Source organism: Collinsella sp. LCP19S3_F2 (genome assembly GCF_052121015.1).
Taxonomy (GTDB): domain Bacteria; phylum Actinomycetota; class Coriobacteriia; order Coriobacteriales; family Coriobacteriaceae; genus Collinsella.
The window spans coordinates 1-15844 of the sequence record NZ_JBQKFA010000006.1 but is presented as its reverse complement, the minus strand read 5'-3'; the positions used below and the strand labels follow the sequence as shown (position 1 = coordinate 15844).

Annotated in this window: 13 protein-coding genes and 1 rRNA gene; 3 read left to right on the top strand and 11 right to left on the bottom strand. The window is 58.4% G+C overall.

The features are described 5' to 3' along the window. Positions 1–86 precede the first annotated feature (86 nt). The 4 genes from ACTQX9_RS06255 to ACTQX9_RS06240 all read right to left on the bottom strand — a co-directional run bounded on the left by ACTQX9_RS06255 (position 87) and on the right by ACTQX9_RS06240 (position 4914). Entirely contained in the window at positions 87–2162 is a 2076-nt protein-coding gene (locus ACTQX9_RS06255; protein ID WP_154517778.1) for an elongation factor G, read from the bottom strand. Positions 2163–2459: 297 nt separating this feature from the next. Beyond that, positions 2460–3224, bottom strand: a complete 765-nt coding sequence (locus ACTQX9_RS06250; protein ID WP_427719752.1) for an amino acid ABC transporter ATP-binding protein — start codon at positions 3222–3224, stop codon at positions 2460–2462. Between the two features lie 37 nt (positions 3225–3261). Beyond that, positions 3262–3915, bottom strand: a complete 654-nt coding sequence (locus ACTQX9_RS06245) for an amino acid ABC transporter permease (RefSeq protein ID WP_233502679.1) — start codon at positions 3913–3915, stop codon at positions 3262–3264. A gap of 138 nt (positions 3916–4053) precedes the next feature. Continuing rightward, positions 4054–4914 carry a transporter substrate-binding domain-containing protein gene (locus ACTQX9_RS06240; RefSeq protein ID WP_441540781.1) on the bottom strand — a complete coding sequence of 287 codons (861 nt, stop codon included), beginning with the start codon at positions 4912–4914 and terminating at the stop codon, positions 4054–4056. A gap of 337 nt (positions 4915–5251) precedes the next feature. Here ACTQX9_RS06240 and rlmD point away from each other — a divergent pair, with 337 nt between their 5' ends. Then, positions 5252–6700, top strand: a complete 1449-nt coding sequence (gene rlmD / locus ACTQX9_RS06235) for a 23S rRNA (uracil(1939)-C(5))-methyltransferase RlmD (RefSeq protein ID WP_441540780.1) — start codon at positions 5252–5254, stop codon at positions 6698–6700. Positions 6701–6763: 63 nt separating this feature from the next. On the opposite strand, the gene ACTQX9_RS06230 is transcribed toward rlmD, so the two are convergent. The 5 genes from ACTQX9_RS06230 to tilS all read right to left on the bottom strand — a co-directional run bounded on the left by ACTQX9_RS06230 (position 6764) and on the right by tilS (position 13505). Further along, the gene (locus ACTQX9_RS06230; protein ID WP_154517764.1) at positions 6764–7585 is read right to left on the bottom strand and encodes a phosphatase; all 822 of its coding nucleotides are present in this window, start codon (positions 7583–7585) and stop codon (positions 6764–6766) included. Positions 7586–7750: 165 nt separating this feature from the next. Then, complete coding sequence (locus tag ACTQX9_RS06225) at positions 7751–8935, bottom strand: pyridoxal phosphate-dependent aminotransferase (RefSeq protein ID WP_154517761.1); 1185 nt, start codon at positions 8933–8935, stop codon at positions 7751–7753. Between the two features lie 185 nt (positions 8936–9120). Next, positions 9121–11268: an ATP-dependent zinc metalloprotease FtsH gene (gene ftsH / locus ACTQX9_RS06220; protein WP_441049310.1), complete on the bottom strand. Its 2148-nt coding sequence runs from the start codon at positions 11266–11268 to the stop codon at positions 9121–9123. Between the two features lies 1 nt (position 11269). After that, positions 11270–11818 (bottom strand): hypoxanthine phosphoribosyltransferase, encoded by a 549-nt coding sequence (hpt, locus tag ACTQX9_RS06215; RefSeq protein ID WP_154517754.1) that lies wholly within the window; start codon positions 11816–11818, stop codon positions 11270–11272. A 148-nt stretch (positions 11819–11966) separates the two neighbouring features. Further along, positions 11967–13505 carry a tRNA lysidine(34) synthetase TilS gene (gene tilS, locus ACTQX9_RS06210; protein ID WP_441540779.1) on the bottom strand — a complete coding sequence of 513 codons (1539 nt, stop codon included), beginning with the start codon at positions 13503–13505 and terminating at the stop codon, positions 11967–11969. Positions 13506–13553: 48 nt separating this feature from the next. On the opposite strand from tilS, the gene ACTQX9_RS06205 reads away from it, so the two are divergent. After that, on the top strand, positions 13554–14363 hold the full coding sequence (locus ACTQX9_RS06205) for an MBL fold metallo-hydrolase (protein WP_154517751.1): 810 nt from the start codon (positions 13554–13556) through the stop codon (positions 14361–14363). Positions 14364–14464: 101 nt separating this feature from the next. Here the strand turns inward: ACTQX9_RS06205 and ACTQX9_RS06200 are convergent, their stop codons facing one another. Beyond that, positions 14465–14896 carry an Hsp20 family protein gene (locus ACTQX9_RS06200; RefSeq protein ID WP_427728790.1) on the bottom strand — a complete coding sequence of 144 codons (432 nt, stop codon included), beginning with the start codon at positions 14894–14896 and terminating at the stop codon, positions 14465–14467. Between the two features lie 274 nt (positions 14897–15170). Between ACTQX9_RS06200 and ACTQX9_RS06195 the strand changes: the two genes are divergently transcribed. Next, the gene (locus ACTQX9_RS06195) at positions 15171–15641 is read left to right on the top strand and encodes a hypothetical protein (protein ID WP_441041359.1); all 471 of its coding nucleotides are present in this window, start codon (positions 15171–15173) and stop codon (positions 15639–15641) included. A gap of 112 nt (positions 15642–15753) precedes the next feature. Here ACTQX9_RS06195 and rrf read toward each other — a convergent pair. After that, positions 15754–15844 (bottom strand): 5S ribosomal RNA (gene rrf / locus ACTQX9_RS06190); the annotation flags it as partial.

The window sequence follows — 15844 nt, the reverse complement described above, 5'->3', positions numbered from 1 at the left end:
TCCATCCCCCAGGGATCAAAAAGGGCCGCCCGGATTGCCCAGAGCGGCCCTTGCATCGGCATGTATGTTACAGGCAACGCCCAACGCTACTTGGCACGGCCCTCCTCATAGCGCTCGACCAGCTTGGCCTGAACGTCATAAGGCACCTGCTCATAGCCCGCAGGCTTCATGGTAAAGTCTCCCGTGCCGCGCGTGATGGAGCGCAGACGCGTCGAGTAATCCGTCAGCTCGGCGAGAGGCGCCTGAGCGATGACCACGGTGTCTCCGCGCTCATCGGTCTCCATACCCGTCACGCGACCGCGCGAGGCCGAGATGTCGCCCATCACGGCGCCGGCGTAGCTCTCGGGAATAGTCACCGTGATTTCCTCGATGGGCTCCAGCACCACCGGGTCGGCGTCGGCGCATGCCTTGCGCAGGCCGATGCGAGCCGCCGCGCGGAACGCCATCTCGTTGGAGTCGACGCTGTGATACGAGCCGTCGTACACAGCCACGCGAATGCCCGTAAGCGGGTAGCCGGCAATGATGCCGTCCTTCATGGTCTCCTGAACGCCCTTGTCCACGGCAGGGATCAGCGAGCGCGGAATGCGGCCGCCTACGACCTCGTCCACAAACTCATAGCCGTCGCTCGTACCGTCGGGCCCAATGAGCGGCTCTACGCGCAGCCAGCAGTCACCATACTGGCCGGCGCCGCCGGTCTGCTTCTTGTGGCGGCCCTGGGCAGTTGCCGTGCGGCGAATGGTCTCGCGATACGGGATGCGAATCGGCACGCTCTTGGCCGCGACCTTGGTACGGTCCTCAAGACGATTGAGCAGGACCGAAACCTGCGCCTCGCCCACCGCCGAAATGATGGTCTGGCCGGTCTCCTCGTCGCGGTCGATGCTCATGGTCGGATCGGCCTTGCATGCCTTCTCGATAAACGTGTAGAGCTTCTCTTCGTCGCCGCGATTCTCGGCCTCGATGGCGATGCGGTACTGCGAGTTGGGGAACTTAAACGCCGCAGCCTCGACCTTGCCGGTAATCGAGAGCGTATCGCCCGTCTCGGCCGCCAGCTTGGGCGCCACGATGATATCGCCGGCATAGGCGTGACCGACCTCGGTCATGTCGCGGCCGCACATCACATACAGGTGAGCCAGACGATCGCTCTTGCGGGTGCGCGCGTTGATCAGCTCAAGGCCCGGCTCAAGCGTGCCCGTCAGCACCTTGATGAAGCTGATGCGACCCTGCTGAGGATCGGCCAGGGTCTTAAACACAAACGCCACCGGGCGGTCATCATCGCTCGAAATCTTGAGCGAATCACCGTCGATGAGCGGCATCTCGCCGTAGTCCGTCGGCGCCGGGAAGTACGTGGCGATGTCGTCCATCAGCGAGTTGACGCCCTGCTCCTTAATGCAATCGCCCGCAAAGACCGGCACAAAGATGCGCTCGGCGATCGCCTTCGACAGCAGGCCTTCAAGCTCCTCCTGCGTCAGCGTCTCCTCGCCTTCCAAGTACTTCATCATCAGTTCGTCGTCAGCCTCGGACACCAGCTCGCACAGATGGTCATGGGCCTCCTCGGCCTGCGCACGATACTCCTCGGGAATCTCCGACTCAACGGCTTCGGCGCCGTTGCAATGGCGCGCCTTCATGCGCACCAGGTCAATGATACCGTCAAAGTCCTCGCCCTCGCCCCAGGGAAGGGTCACGGCGCCCAGGCGCGTGCCAAAGCGCTCCTGCAGCAGGTCCATCGTGGTCGCAAAGCTGGCCTCGGAGCGCGACAGGCGGTTTACGAACACCGCACGCGCCAGACGCAAGTCCTCGGCGGCATACCAGAGCTTAACCGTCGTAGGCTGCGGGCCGGCCTCGGCGTCGACCACAAACAGAGCCGTCTCGCAGACGCTCATCGCGGCAAAGGCGTCGCCGATAAAATCGGGGTAGCACGGGGCATCGAGCACATTGATGCGCGCACCCTTCCAGTCGATCGGCGCAATGGTCGTCGAGATGGAAAACGCACGCTTGACCTCTTCGGGGTCATAGTCGAGCGTGGGCTTGGTGCCGTCGTGGCCGCCCAGGCGGGCGGTCTTGCCGGAAAGGTGGAGCATGGCCTCGGCGAGTGAAGTCTTGCCCACCCCACCTTGGCCTACGAGCACCACGTTCCTTACGTTACCGGTCTTGGGAGCACCCATGATGACCTCCTTGCAGGGCCGCGCGCAATGCGCGACGCCAACGGGGAGAGTTCGCGGTCGATGCCGTCCCGGGAGCAGCATGGTCGGCAGCCGATCCGGCTCACCCTCCAAATGTCCTATGCCACCACCCTACCCTCGCGGGCGACTGTCCATGCACACCTTTCGGCGCACGTATGAATACGGGCGGCGAGAGGAGGGGGCAAACGCCTGAGGCGGTTATTAAGCCCCATAGGCGCAAATAAAAACCGCCGCAGGCCATAAGACCTGCAGCGGTTTCGCCTCAATGTCTACTTGAGCCTAGCCCTCGATACGGCTCAGGAACTCGCGCGTGCGCCGTTCGCGCGGATGGCCGATAACCTGCTCGGCAGGACCCTCCTCGACAATGCGACCGCCGTCCATAAAGACCACGCGATCGGCAACATCGCGCGCAAACTGCATCGCATGGGTCACGATCACCATCGTCATATTCTGCGCGGCAAGGTCTTTAATGACGCGCAGCACCTCGGCCGTTAGCTCGGGATCGAGTGCCGAGGTCGGCTCATCGAAGAACAAGATCTCTGGATCGAGCGCCAAGGCGCGCGCAATACTCACACGTTGCTGCTGACCGCCCGAAAGCTCGCATGGCACCTTGTTCTCGTTGCCCGTAAGCCCCATCTGCGCGATCAACTCACGCGCACGTGCTTCGACCTGCTCGCGCGGGCGCTTGAGCACGCGGATCGGAGCGTCGGTAATGTTTTTCATCACGGTATAGTGCGGGAACAAATTGTAGTTCTGAAACACCAGGCCAAAGCGCGAGCGCGCCTGCTTGGGCACATCGCCTTTCGCATACACCGTGCCCGATCCCGCATCCGTCGCAACGGCTAGATCACCAAACGAAAGCGAGCCGCCGTCAAGCGTCTCGAGCAGCGTGGCGCAGCGCAACAGCGTTGACTTACCGCCGCCCGAAGGTCCGATAATCGCCACGACCTCGCCACGCTTTACCTCGAGCGAGATATCCTTGAGCACCTCATTGCCACCAAACGCCTTGCGCGCGCTCGTTATATTCATTACCGTTCCGGACACGGGAACCTCCATGTGTTGAAAAGCACGACGGAACAGGCTAGTCGTGGTAGTAGTCAAGTCGCTTTTCGGCGGCGCCCAGCAGCATCTCGACCACAAAGTTAAAGACCCAGTAGATCAGTGCCGCAATCGCAAACGGCACCATGCTCACTTGAGAGGCAACCAGTGCCTTAGCCGTCGAGAACATCTCCCCCACGCCGATGGCAAATGCCAGCGACGTGTCCTTGACCAGCGTGATGATCTCGTTGCCCATCGCCGGCAAAATGCGCTTGGCGACCTGCGGCATCACAATGTACAAAAACGTCTGCAGGCGTGAGTAGCCCAGCACCTCGGCGGCCTCATATTGACCACGCGGGATAGACTGCAAACCCGAGCGATAGATCTCGGCAAAGTAGCCGGCATAGTTGATGATGAATGCCACGACGCACGCCGTCCACTTGGAATCGGGCGTGAGCGAAATACCAAAGACATAATACGGAGCAAAGTAGATGGCAAACATCTGCAGCATGAGCGGTGTACCGCGCATGACCGAAATGTAGATGCGCGCAATCCAACGCAGCGGCGCGATTTTGCTCATGCGCATAAACGCCACGGGAATTCCCAAGGGAATCGAGCCCAACAGCGTGAGCACAAACAACTGCAAACTGACCAAGAAACCCTGGCCAAGCATCTGCATCATGACCTGAATAGACAACCCAAGCTCTCTTTCACAGCAACAGAACAGCAGGTGTTAATTGAAATAGGCACAGTGCCCAAGATTGCGAGCGACAAGCCCGACGAAGCGTACTTTGGTACGCGAGGAGGGTTGGAGCCGCAAGGTTGGGTGCTGTGGCTATTTCAAAACCCAGTTGTCGAAGGATAGACCGTAGCTCGCATACTTGTCGCACAGGTCCTTGACTGTACCGTCCTCATAGAGCGCCTTAAGCGACTCGGTCACGGCGTCGGCCGACTTGGTGTCGCCCTTTTTAAAGCCAACGGCGTAGTGCTCGCTGGACAGCGGCTTGTCAAGTTGCGTATAGGCATCGGGCTTGGCGGCAAGCTGATACTGGGCGATCGAAAGGTCGCAAGCCACCGCATCGACCGCGCCGCTCTCGAGCTGCATAAAAGCCGTGTTGTACTCGCCGATGGTATCGAGCGTGGCAAACGTCGCCGCCAGATCCTTCTGGTCACCCTCTAGCACATCCTGCGCGGCAGAATCGGTCTGGGTAATCACGGTCTTGCCGGCAAGGTCGTCCCAATTCTTGACGCCCGCATCCTTCTTGACCACCAGCACCTGCTCATTGAGCATGTACGGCTCGGAGAACGTGTAGTCGTCCTCGCGGCCCTCCATGGTAAAGCCGTTCCAGATGCAGTTGATGGCACCCGAGTTGAGCAGCGTATCCTTGGCGTCCCAGTCGATGGCCTCGTACTTGACCTCCCAGCCCTGCTTATCGGCAACTGCCTTGGCCAAATCGAGATCAAAGCCGGTGTACTCGCCATCGTCGCCCACAAAGCCATACGGAGGATAGGACTTGTCAAAGCCCACCACGAGCTTCTTAGACTCCACAGCGCCCTTGGCGTCCTTTGCCGCAGCAGAGCCGGCAGTGGAACCCTTGTCGGCACCACCGCCGCAGCCGACAAGACCAAGGCCAAGCACCATGGCGAGCGAGCCGGCTAGACCAACAAACTGACGACGAGACATATCGGTATTCATGGTATTCCCCCTTGATGGCACTTTAGCTAAGTAAAGTGAGTCATGTAACGTTCAGAATCATACACTTTAGCGTGATAGAGCACAAGGCGAGTTTGCCCGCCGCGTGAGGGGTGTGGGGTTAAGTTTCCTGCTCTACAGTCCTGCTCACGACGGAGAGCACATTAAGTGCTCTCCTGTTCGTGCGGAACTCGCGATAAACTTAACCCCCACACCCCTCACGCGGCGGGCAACCGTCGTTGGGCTTATCACTGACACGATTAAACCGCTTGCATATCGTCTGCTGGCTTGGCACGGTACAATACTTGCAGCTTTAATTCATGAATTAGTGGAGTTATTGATGGCAGAATCTCGTGCGGAGCGTAAGGCTCGTCGTGCTTTGATCGAGGCGGCTGAGGGGTCGGAGGAGAAAAAATCTTCCAAGAAATCCAAGTCGTCTCAGGATGCGAAGGGCAGGCAAGCCAATGGCAAGGCTAAGGCCAAGCGCCCCAGCTTTTGTCGGGGCGAGGATAAGGCGCCTCAAGCTCGTTCCAAGCGCTCGCATAATGAGTCGTCCCGGTCCGCTCATAAGGCCGTTGATCCCAAGTCGCCCTGTTCCATCATGAAAGCTTGCGGTGGATGCACGGCGCTCAACAGGCCTTATAAGAAGCAGCTGGCGGCCAAGCAGGCTGCTATGGATGAACTTTTTGCTGCTCTTTGCGAGCGTGAGGGCATAACCGTCGATCCCATTCGCGGTATGGACGTTACTCTGGGCGACCCGGGCAAATATCCTGCGCCGCGTGGTTTTCGCCATAAGGCCGCCACTCCCTTTGCCCCCGGCAAAGGGGGCGCTGTCCGCTGCGGCTTTTTTGAGCGCGGCACGCACAGAATCGTCGCTGTTCCCGAATGCCCCGTCGAGGCACCGGGAGCCCGTCAGATTCTTAACGGCATTGCGCGTGAGGCCGAGCGCCTGCACATTCCCGCCTTTAACGAGGACAAGCATCTGGGCCTGCTTCGCTATGCCGTCGTTCGCTGCGGCTGGCGCACCGACCAGATCATGATCACCCTCGTTACCGCCCAGCGCGACCTGCCGCATGCGCAGGAATTCTTTGAGGCCATCGCCGCACTCGATCCGCGTATCGTCACCGTCGCCCAAAACATCAACGGACGCCCTGGCAACGCCATCCTGGGTGAGGAAACCCACATCGTGTATGGCGCTGAATGCATGCGCGACCAGCTACTCGGCTGCGAGTTCGATATCTCCCCCACCGCGTTCTACCAGACCAACCCGCAGCAGACCGAGCTGCTCTACCAGCTCGCTATCGACGGTATGGATCTGCACCAGGGCGATGTCCTCATGGATGCCTACTGCGGCAGCGGCACCATCGGTCTTTGCGCAGCTAAAGAAGCTCAGAACAAGGGCATCGGCATCATGTTACTTGGCGTGGAGCGCAACCCGGCGGGCATTGCCGACGCACGCCGCAACGCCGAGCTCAACGGTCTTACCCGCAGCGCCTGGTTTATGGCCGACGATGCCACCGACTACATCCTAGATGCCGCCGACAACAACGAGCGCATCGACGTCCTTTCCATCGATCCGCCGCGTGCCGGCTCTACCCCCGAGTTCCTCGAAGCCGCCTGCGCGCTTAGGCCTCGCCGCATCACCTATATCAGCTGCAACCCTGTGACCCAAGAGCGTGACCTGCACCAGCTCCTCGACGGTGGTTATCGCCTGCTCAAGATCACGCCCGTCGACATGTTCCCCCATACCGACCACACCGAAACTGTAGCGGTCCTCGAGCGCCGCTAATCCACCGGTACAAGAAGGGGGCGACCCGTCTGGGCCGCCCCCTTACTTGGTTTATGAACTCCGCTACATCCTCTTGCGCAGGTCACACACGCCGGCTGCCGCCATCTCGCGCAGTAGCGTCTCGCGGTCGCGCGTCACGATCAAATCCAGCGGAAAGTGAATCTCGTCGAGCATCTTGCGCGCTTGGTCGAGCTTACCAATTGCCATACCAATGTGCGCATCGGTCGAGACGCCAATTCCCACGCCCAGCTCGGCGCACCGCTCGGCAATCTTGCGGCACACGTCCCAATGCTCGGCATCCGCGCCATGCTCAAGACTGTGATTGTTGATCTCGATGATCTTGTGCTTAGCCTTAGCAGCAAGCAACACCTCGTCGATATCGAACGGCACGCCCGAGCGACCCGTATGCCCCAGCATAAACACCTTGGGGTGCTCCAGAGCATTGATATACATCTCGGTCGTCTGGGCCAGCGTCGCGCCTTCAGCGAACTGCGGATTATGCACGCTTGCAACCAAATAATCCAAATTACGCGTAACCCGATCGAACAGCGAATGCTGACGGCTGTACGAATCGCCGGCAATATCGAGCGTGACAGGAGTGTCCTCACCAAACAGACTTCCGTCCAGCGAAACGATATCGGCCTCGGCGCCACGCAGCACCAACACGCCGCTCCAAATGCGCGGCCATATATCCTGGTTGATAAAGAACTGGTAACTGCGCAGGTCATTGGGGCAAGCCGTAACCATAGAGCTCAGATGGTCGGCAGATCCAAGCACCTGCAGGCCACGCTCTGCCGCCCAGTACACATTCTCCTCAATGGTCGAATATGCATGCGCAGAGAACATCGTATGGGTATGAATGTCACAGGAAAGCAGGTAGGGCATCAGGTCTCCTTATCTGGTATGGCCGTCGCGTATATTCATTGTACGCATAGCCTTCGATAGTCGTAAAACCGCTCCATCCCAAAGACACAACGTCCATGACAACGGGGTCCGGTTTAACACCAAACCCCGTTTCACGTAAAACATTGTAGGCAGAGCGCTCTGCTTTTAACGATACTCGTCCGCCAGCTGTTTCCAAGCGGGTAGCGAATTGATAATCGTTTCGTAACTCACGCAATAACCCAAGCGGAACCAACCCGGCATGCCAAAGCTATCCGAAGGCACCGCGAGCAACTCGTACTTCTTTGCACGCTCGCAAAAAGCGTTTGCGTCGGGCTCGAGCGCCTTCACCCACAGATAGAAAGCGCCGTCCGGCTCAACGTAGGTGTAGCCGTACTCCGCCAATGCGTCGGTGAGCGCCGTTCGGTTGCGAGCATAGGCTTCGACATCACTCGGCTCATCGATGCAGTCGATAATCACGCGCTGGAAGAGCGCCGGTGCGCACACAAAACCCAGTGTACGGGCGGCACCGGCGACAGCCGGCATAAGGCGAGCAGCCTGAGGATTGGTGTTGGGAACCAAAATCCAACCCACACGCTCACCCGGCAGCGACAGCGACTTGGAATACGAATAGCACACGACGGTGTTCTCGTAGATTGAGGGTACCCAGGGCACCTCGGCACCGTACACGATCTCGCGGTACGGCTCATCCGAGATGAGCATAATCGGATTCTCGGGATCACGCTTGGCATTGACCTCGCGCAGAACATTGGCCAGTCGCGTCAGCGTGTCGCGCGTATATACGGCACCGGTCGGGTTGTTGGGCGAGTCGATAATGACGGCCGCCGTCTTATCAGTAATCGCCTTGAGCACGTTGCCCACGCTCAGCTGGAACGTGTCTTCATCGGCGGGTGCCTCGACACACGTACAGCCGGCCTTCTCAATCCACACGCGATACTCCGGAAAGTACGGGGCGATAACAATGACCTCGTCACCGGGATTGGTAACAGCGTTGAGCGTGCAGGTGAGCGAAGCCGCCGCACCCACGGTCATAAAGACATCTTTACCCTCATAGCTCGTGCCAAAACGACGGTTGAGCGACTCGGCCACAGCGACACGACATTGCGGCAGGCCTGGTGCGGGCGTGTATCCGTGCAGTTGGTCGCTCGGCAGCTCCAAGGCCTTTTTGATGGACTCCGCCACGGCAGCGGGCGCCGGAACACTCGGGTTGCCCAGCGAAAAATCGAATACGTTCTCCGCACCGATCTGTGCCTTGCGTTCAAGTCCATAGCTAAAGATCTCGCGGATGATAGAGCTTTCCGCGCCGCGAGCAAACATGGTTTCGTTGATCATCTGTTCCCCTTTCGCATAGGCGGTATTGTACGCTTTAGTCAAGCAAAGTACCGCAGCAATGTTAATTGGGGACAGACTTAAATGCGTGAAAACGCTCATTTAAGTCTGTCCCCAATCAACAGATGGCCCCATATCGCTCAAAAAAGCCTCCGCAGGTTTCCCCGCGGAGGCTCTCACGACAAAGATTACTCGTCGGCCTCGGTGTCGCCATCGGCCTTTTTTGTGTCAGCAGCCTCGACATCGTCAGCGCTATCGGATGCGACTTCGGCATCCTCCTGCATGGCCGCCTGCGCAAAAGCTGCGGCATCAGCTGCCAGCTCCTCCTCGCTCATACGAGGCGTGCGCTTTTTGGTCGGCACGCCGCCCGCCTTGGCGTTGCGCTCCTCCTTGGCTGCCAGAATGTCGCCCTCGCGCTCAAGGTAGGCATCCCAGTCGTTGTCGAGCAGGGCGTTCACGGCGTCGCCTTCGACGGTCTCGCGCTCAAGCAGCACCTTCGCCATCAGATCGAGCTGATCGCGACGGGCATCCAAAATCTCAACAGCACGGCGATGGGCCTCACGCATGATGCGCTGAACCTCGATATCGATGCGGCGCGCCGTCTCCTCGGAGTAATCCTGGTGATCGGCATAATCGCGACCAAGGAACACCTGATGCTGCGCCTCGCCAAACACTTGCGTGCCCAGCTCCTCGCTCATGCCCAAACGCGTAACCATCTCGCGCGCCATCTTGGTCGCGCGCTCCAGATCGTTGCTCGCGCCCGATGTAATGTCATCGCACATGAGCTCCTCGGCAACGCGACCGCCCAAGAACACGGCAAGCTCGTCGAGCATCTCGTTCTTGGTCTTGAGGAAGTGATCCTCCTGCGGAAGCTGCAGCGTATAGCCCAGAGCCTGACCGCGGCTGACAATCGAAATCTTGTGAACCGGATCGGAGTGCTCCAGGATGTGACCCACCAGAGCATGACCGCTCTCGTGGTAGGCAATCGTGGTGCGCTCGGCTTCGGTCATCACGCGCCCCTTGCGCTGCGGTCCTGCAATCACGCGCTCCATCGATTCTTCGACCTCGTCCATCGAGATCACGGAGCGATGACGGCGAGCGGCAAGCAGTGCGGACTCGTTGAGCAGGTTTGCCAGATCGGCACCGGTAAAGCCAACGGTCATCTGGGCGAGCTTCTCAAACTTAACGTCCTCATCCATTGGCTTGTTCTCGGCATGCACGCGCAAGATCTGCTCGCGCCCCTTCACATCCGGGCGGTCGACCGTAACCTGGCGGTCAAAACGACCGGGGCGCAGCAATGCCGGATCCAGAATATCGGGGCGGTTGGTCGCGGCGATCAGGATGACCGATTCGCTTTCCTCAAAACCGTCCATTTCGACCAGCAGCTGGTTGAGCGTCTGCTCGCGCTCGTCGTGACCGCCGCCCAGGCCGGCTCCGCGCTGACGTCCCACGGCATCAATCTCGTCAATGAAGATGATCGACGGAGCCTGAGACTTGGCCTCCTTAAAGAGGTCGCGCACGCGGCTGGCGCCGACGCCCACGAACATCTCGACAAAGTCAGAGCCCGAGATGCTAAAGAACGGGACACCGGCCTCTCCGGCAACGGCCTTGGCCAGTAACGTCTTACCGGTACCCGGAGGGCCCACCAGCAAAACGCCACGCGGGATCTTGGCACCCAGCTTGCGATAACGGTCCGGATCGCTCAAGAAATCGCGAATCTCTTCGAGCTCCTCAACAGCCTCGTCCACGCCGGCAACGTCTTCGAACTTGACCTTGGGACGCGTAGCCTCGTTGGTCTTGGCGTTGGTCTTGCCAAACTGCATGTTCCTATTATTGGCGCCCATCATCTGGCGCATAAAGTAGAACATGATGGCGATCAGGGCAATCGTCGGCAGTACGCTCATCGCCAAGTCGCCCCAAAAATCGGGGTCGTTGGTGTTGACGATGTACTTAGTGTCGGGATGCTCCGCCATGAGCTCGGCAAGCGAATCGGAGCCGACATAGGTCGAGGAAAAGCTCTTGAGCTCACTCGTGTCGCCCTTGTCCTTTTTCGCCTTCCAGTAATGACCCGTCACACTTCCGTCCTGAACCGTATAGGTCAGATCTTCGACGCGATCCTGCTTGATGGCGCTCACCATCTCGCTCGTCGCGAGCTTAACGGTATTGCTGGAGCTGGCAAAGCCGGAGCCCATATTAAAGAAGGCGTAGCCCAGAAGTGCGCAAGCCAAAAGAAAATACAGCCAGCCCGTACGTGTGGGTTTCTTGCCTCCGGGCATCCCCGGAATCTTAGGGTCCCGGGGTGTCTGGGAATTGTAGTCGTTACGGTCGTCGGGCATCTTACGAATAAACCTCCGGTTTCAAAATGCCCAGATACGGAAGGTTGCGATAGCGCTCGGCATAGTCGAGGCCGTAGCCCACCACAAAGGCATCGGGGCAATGGGTTCCAACATACTTGGGCGTAATGGCCGAGATGCGATCCTCAACGTCCTTCCACAGGAAGGCGGCGACCTCCAGAGAAGCGGGCTTGCGGCTCTCAAGGTTCTTCATCAGATACTTGAGCGTCAGGCCCGAGTCCAGAATGTCTTCAACGATCAGCACGTCACGACCGCGGATATCGATATCAAGGTCTTTGATGATACGCACGATGCCCGAGGACTTCACACCGTCGCCATAGCTCGAAACGGCCATGAAATCGATATTGGTCGGCAGCTCGATCTTGCGCATCAGGTCGCCCATAAAGACCACAGCGCCGCGCAAGACCGCAATCAGCACCAGATCCTTACCCGCGTAGTCGCGCGTAATCTCCTCGCCCAGGCGAGAGACGATGCCGTCGATATCCTCCTGCGTAAACAAAACCTTCTCGATATCCGGATGTTGAGAAGCCATGACAACCCTTTCTTGTGCTTAATCGCCCACACACCGCCGTATGGACGCGAACTACACATTCTAGCAGCGCACGGGGTATATTTTCCAGCCCGTGCACCATCAGCGCGGGAATACCGTCAACGCCGCACAGAAAAACTGGTGCGAGGGGCTAATCCGCGTCAACCACGCGAAGCAGATAGGCCACACGCGTCGCCGCCGTGCACTTAAAGCGTTCGTCCGCGCGAACTCCGGCGACCCACACCACGACACCCCCCGGTGCCGTCCTTACCACGGGCACGCCGGTGCGCTCGGAAACGGGAATACGAGCCTCGCACAACAAGTCGGATACCTTCTTGCTTCGGCCACTCATGCCTAACGGGCACATCACGTCTCCCGGTGCGGGACCGTCCACCCACAGGCGCGCCAATCGCCCCTCGGCAGGAACCTCGCCGCGCGAGCCCGCCAAGATCCGCTCGCTATCGCTGTTGGCAAAACCCAGGGCAGCCGCGTCCACCAAAGCTGCCACTTCCCCAGCAGCCGCAAGCTCACGGGCGCGGCGCACGATATCGCATCCCGGCTCAACGGCTATCGCTTCTGTGACCAGCATACGTCCCCCGCCCAACGACATACGGCCGGGTATGGTAATCCAGTCCGCAACCAAGCCCTCACGAGCCGCCGGTGCCTTAAACGCCAGCATGCCAAACTCAACACGTGCGTCAATCCCCGCCGGAAGCGTAACCGAACCCGCACCCTCGGCAACACAGGAGAGGACTCGCTCCACATGGCGCATCTCTGGGCGAGCGTCCGGATCGATGCGTTTAATCGCCAGTCGCACGATGCGCCGCGCGATTACCACCTCGGCCGCAGCAAGGCGTCTGGCATCAAGCACCAGCGCGCCCGCTGCCTCTTTGCGCAGGCAGCTTCGAAACGCCTGTGCCGACAACTGGGATAGAAACGCATCCTCATCACCCAAGATCTCACAGGCGGCACCAATCGTCTTGCACACGCTCGCATTACGCTGCGCCAGCACTGGCATTACCCGGTGGCGAACGTAGTTTCGCAGATACGAGATATCTTCGTTGGTCTCGTCCTCGCGCCACGGCTGACCATGCACCTGCAGATAGCCCACAAGCTCGCCATGAGTTAGGTCGAGCAAGGGGCGTACCACAATATTCCTTCGGCGGGGAATGCTCGAGAGCCCAGCAGGGCCCGACCCCTTAATGGCGTTCATCAAAAATGTTTCCGCGCGGTCTGAAGAGGTATGGGCAGTACAGATGCGCGCCGCCGTTCTCGGCGCCCCCATCTTGGCACAAAGCTCACGAACATACCTTCGCGCCGCGGCATAACGCACCTCGCGCGCAGCCGCCTCGATATTGCCCGACTCCCCATCAAAATAGGCGTGCTCCACACACAGCGGCAAGCCATATTGTGCGCAGAGCTCGCGCACAAAGGCCTCGTCGCCGTCGGACGCCTTGCCTCGCAGGTGATGGTTTACATGAAGCACATGTAGGCGCTCGCGAGCAATGGGGGCAACGCCGCGTCCATCTTGGATATCCAGCTTTGATGTGCACGCCATAAGAAGCAGTGCCGTCGAGTCCGCACCGCCTGATACCATGAGCACCACAGGAGCAGCCTGCTGCCTCGTCCGGGTCTCATCGACTGCCCCGGGTACGGCATGGTGTCCGTAATGCTGTGATACCGTTGGCATTCGCTTCCTCCTCTATTCGTCAGCACTCATTGTATCCTTTGGAATCTTATGTCTCGCCTGCACCTTCATATCCTCGGCAGCGGCTCTAAAGGCAACTGCGCACTCATCGAGGGCCCGCAGGGGCTCATTATGGTCGATGACGGACTGTCCCGCCGCGAAACACTCAAACGCATGGCTGAGCTCGGCCTTTCGGCAGACGACGTGTCCGCCCTTGTTGTCACCCATGAGCACAGCGACCACATTAAGGGGCTTGAGGTGTGGTGTAAACATTGGAACGGACCGGTCTTTTCCAGCAGGGGCACGCTCGCATCAAAGGAAAGCCTCGCACATCTGTCTGTTGAGGAATTCGACCCAGGTGACGCCCTCTCTATTGCCGGGGTCCACATTCAAACGTATTCGACATCGCACGACGTCGTCAATCCTGTCGGCTACCGTTTTGATGCCCAGGGTGATTCGGTTGGCTTTGCCACCGACACCGGCGAGTTGTCGAAGCATGCCATCGATACGCTCAAGGACTGTCGCATTCTCGCGCTCGAAAGCAACCACGATGTAGCCATGCTGCGTCAAGGAGACTATCCTCGCTTTCTTCAGGAGCGCATCCTGTCTGCAAAAGGGCATCTCTCCAACGATCAGGCCGCCGATGCCGCACGCGCGCTGGTAACCGATCGCACCGAGCAGCTTATCGCGATGCACATTAGCCAAGACAACAATCGCCCAAGCCTTACCGTCAAAAGCTACGCAAGCTCACTTGGGGCAACACTCGACAACGAGCTTGGTAGCACCGCCACCCGCGTTGAGGGGCCACATAAACTCACAATACGTCCCGCCGGGCAATATCGGCCCATGACCATTCAGTAGGCCGTCTCAAATATTCAGTAGGCTGTCTCAAATAGAAAAGGGGGCCGGGAATCGCTTCCCAGCCCCCTTAGCTCAGGCACCGATGTTAATGGCCGATAACGTTAGTCGATGAAAATCTTCGTAACGTTCTTCTTCTCGACAATCTTAGGAACCGTAACGGTAAGGATGCCGTCAGCATACTTTGCAGAAAGGCCCTCGCTCGAAGCATCCTTCAGGTACACACCGCGCGTCGCGCTGTAAGAGCAAAACTCCTTCTGCAGGTAGTTCTTGTCCTTATTCTCTTCGCTCTCCTCAACATTCACGCTAATGGAAAGACGACCCTCATTAAGCTCAACGTCGATGTCGTCCTTCGCGACGCCGGTCAAATAAGCCTTGACCTCGTAACCGTCGCCCTTGTCCTCAACATCAACGGGAAACGCCTTGGAGGCGATCGAGTTGTTTGCCAGATCGGTCATATCATCAAACAGATCGAACAACGAGCTAGCAGAGGGACGAACACCAAAAACCGAACGATAAGGAACCATGCTTGCCATGACTACCACTCCTTTAAGGGACTGCCGAGCCATCTTCTAGGTGGCAGGGACTTCTTTTGACGATTTAATATATGCCCATCCATTTCTTATATATACATTTTGATATAAAGTTTTTTAAGTCTCTATCTATAAGCATATCTAAGTCTATGTGACTAAGGTTTAATGAGGTCAAGCTTCTTTGAACCGTGTCTTAAATACCAAATGTGCCCTAGCTAAACAAAGCTGGGGCTTACAATGAGCGTATACACAATATTAATGACAACCTAAGGGCATCATGGACGATCAAACCTCCGACAATTCGTATGATCAGATGCAGAACGATAAATCAACCTATCCGCAGACCATACGCTACCATCGTCCCCATATTTCCCAAGAGCCTATTGACGATACAGAGCCTGAATATGTAACTCGCAATCGTTATCAAACCCTTGAAGAATCTCAATCAGGTCGCAAACACATGGGCGTCGCACCGAGCGAATCGGCGTATCTCAAAGATGCCCCCTTATCCAAAAACAGCGCATACAACCAGGAGCAGGCCCGAACACCCGCCAAGCAACAACGAAGAGAGCCTCGCCCTAAGCAGACCCTAACGCATTCTGCCCGCTATTTAGAGACGCCGAAGCAAGGAAAATCGATATTTATATCGTCTAGCAGGCGACGCAAACAGCACCGGCTCCAAATCGCGCTCTTGATCATTGCCATCGCGGCAATCGCGCTGGTCATTCGTTTTATTTTCTTCAAATAGAAAAGACAATTAAGCCGTAGGGGCTGTAAGTTTACAACGCCCAAACGAAAAAGGGGGAGGCCGCGAGGCCTCCCCCTTCTCGATTCTCGATGACGGCTCGGTGCCGTCCACCGGTCAGCGGCGCCCTGGCCTCCCACGGGCTGGCCCCGCAGTACTCTCGGCGCGATGGGGCTTAGCTTCCGGGTTCGGAACGGGACCGGGCG

Bases quoted from the DNA above. Each gene is read 5' to 3' on its own strand.
- ACTQX9_RS06255 (WP_154517778.1), bottom strand. From the start codon at position 2,162: ATGGGTGCTCCCAAGACCGGTAACGTAAGGAACGTGGTGCTCGTAGGC.
- ACTQX9_RS06240 (WP_441540781.1), bottom strand. From the start codon at position 4,914: ATGAATACCGATATGTCTCGTCGTCAGTTTGTTGGTCTAGCCGGCTCG.
- rlmD (WP_441540780.1), top strand. From the start codon at position 5,252: ATGGCAGAATCTCGTGCGGAGCGTAAGGCTCGTCGTGCTTTGATCGAG.
- ACTQX9_RS06230 (WP_154517764.1), bottom strand. From the start codon at position 7,585: ATGCCCTACCTGCTTTCCTGTGACATTCATACCCATACGATGTTCTCT.
- ACTQX9_RS06225 (WP_154517761.1), bottom strand. From the start codon at position 8,935: ATGATCAACGAAACCATGTTTGCTCGCGGCGCGGAAAGCTCTATCATC.
- ftsH (WP_441049310.1), bottom strand. From the start codon at position 11,268: ATGCCCGACGACCGTAACGACTACAATTCCCAGACACCCCGGGACCCT.
- hpt (WP_154517754.1), bottom strand. From the start codon at position 11,818: ATGGCTTCTCAACATCCGGATATCGAGAAGGTTTTGTTTACGCAGGAG.
- tilS (WP_441540779.1), bottom strand. From the start codon at position 13,505: ATGCCAACGGTATCACAGCATTACGGACACCATGCCGTACCCGGGGCA.
- ACTQX9_RS06205 (WP_154517751.1), top strand. From the start codon at position 13,554: ATGTCTCGCCTGCACCTTCATATCCTCGGCAGCGGCTCTAAAGGCAAC.
- ACTQX9_RS06200 (WP_427728790.1), bottom strand. From the start codon at position 14,896: ATGGCAAGCATGGTTCCTTATCGTTCGGTTTTTGGTGTTCGTCCCTCT.
- ACTQX9_RS06195 (WP_441041359.1), top strand. From the start codon at position 15,171: ATGGACGATCAAACCTCCGACAATTCGTATGATCAGATGCAGAACGAT.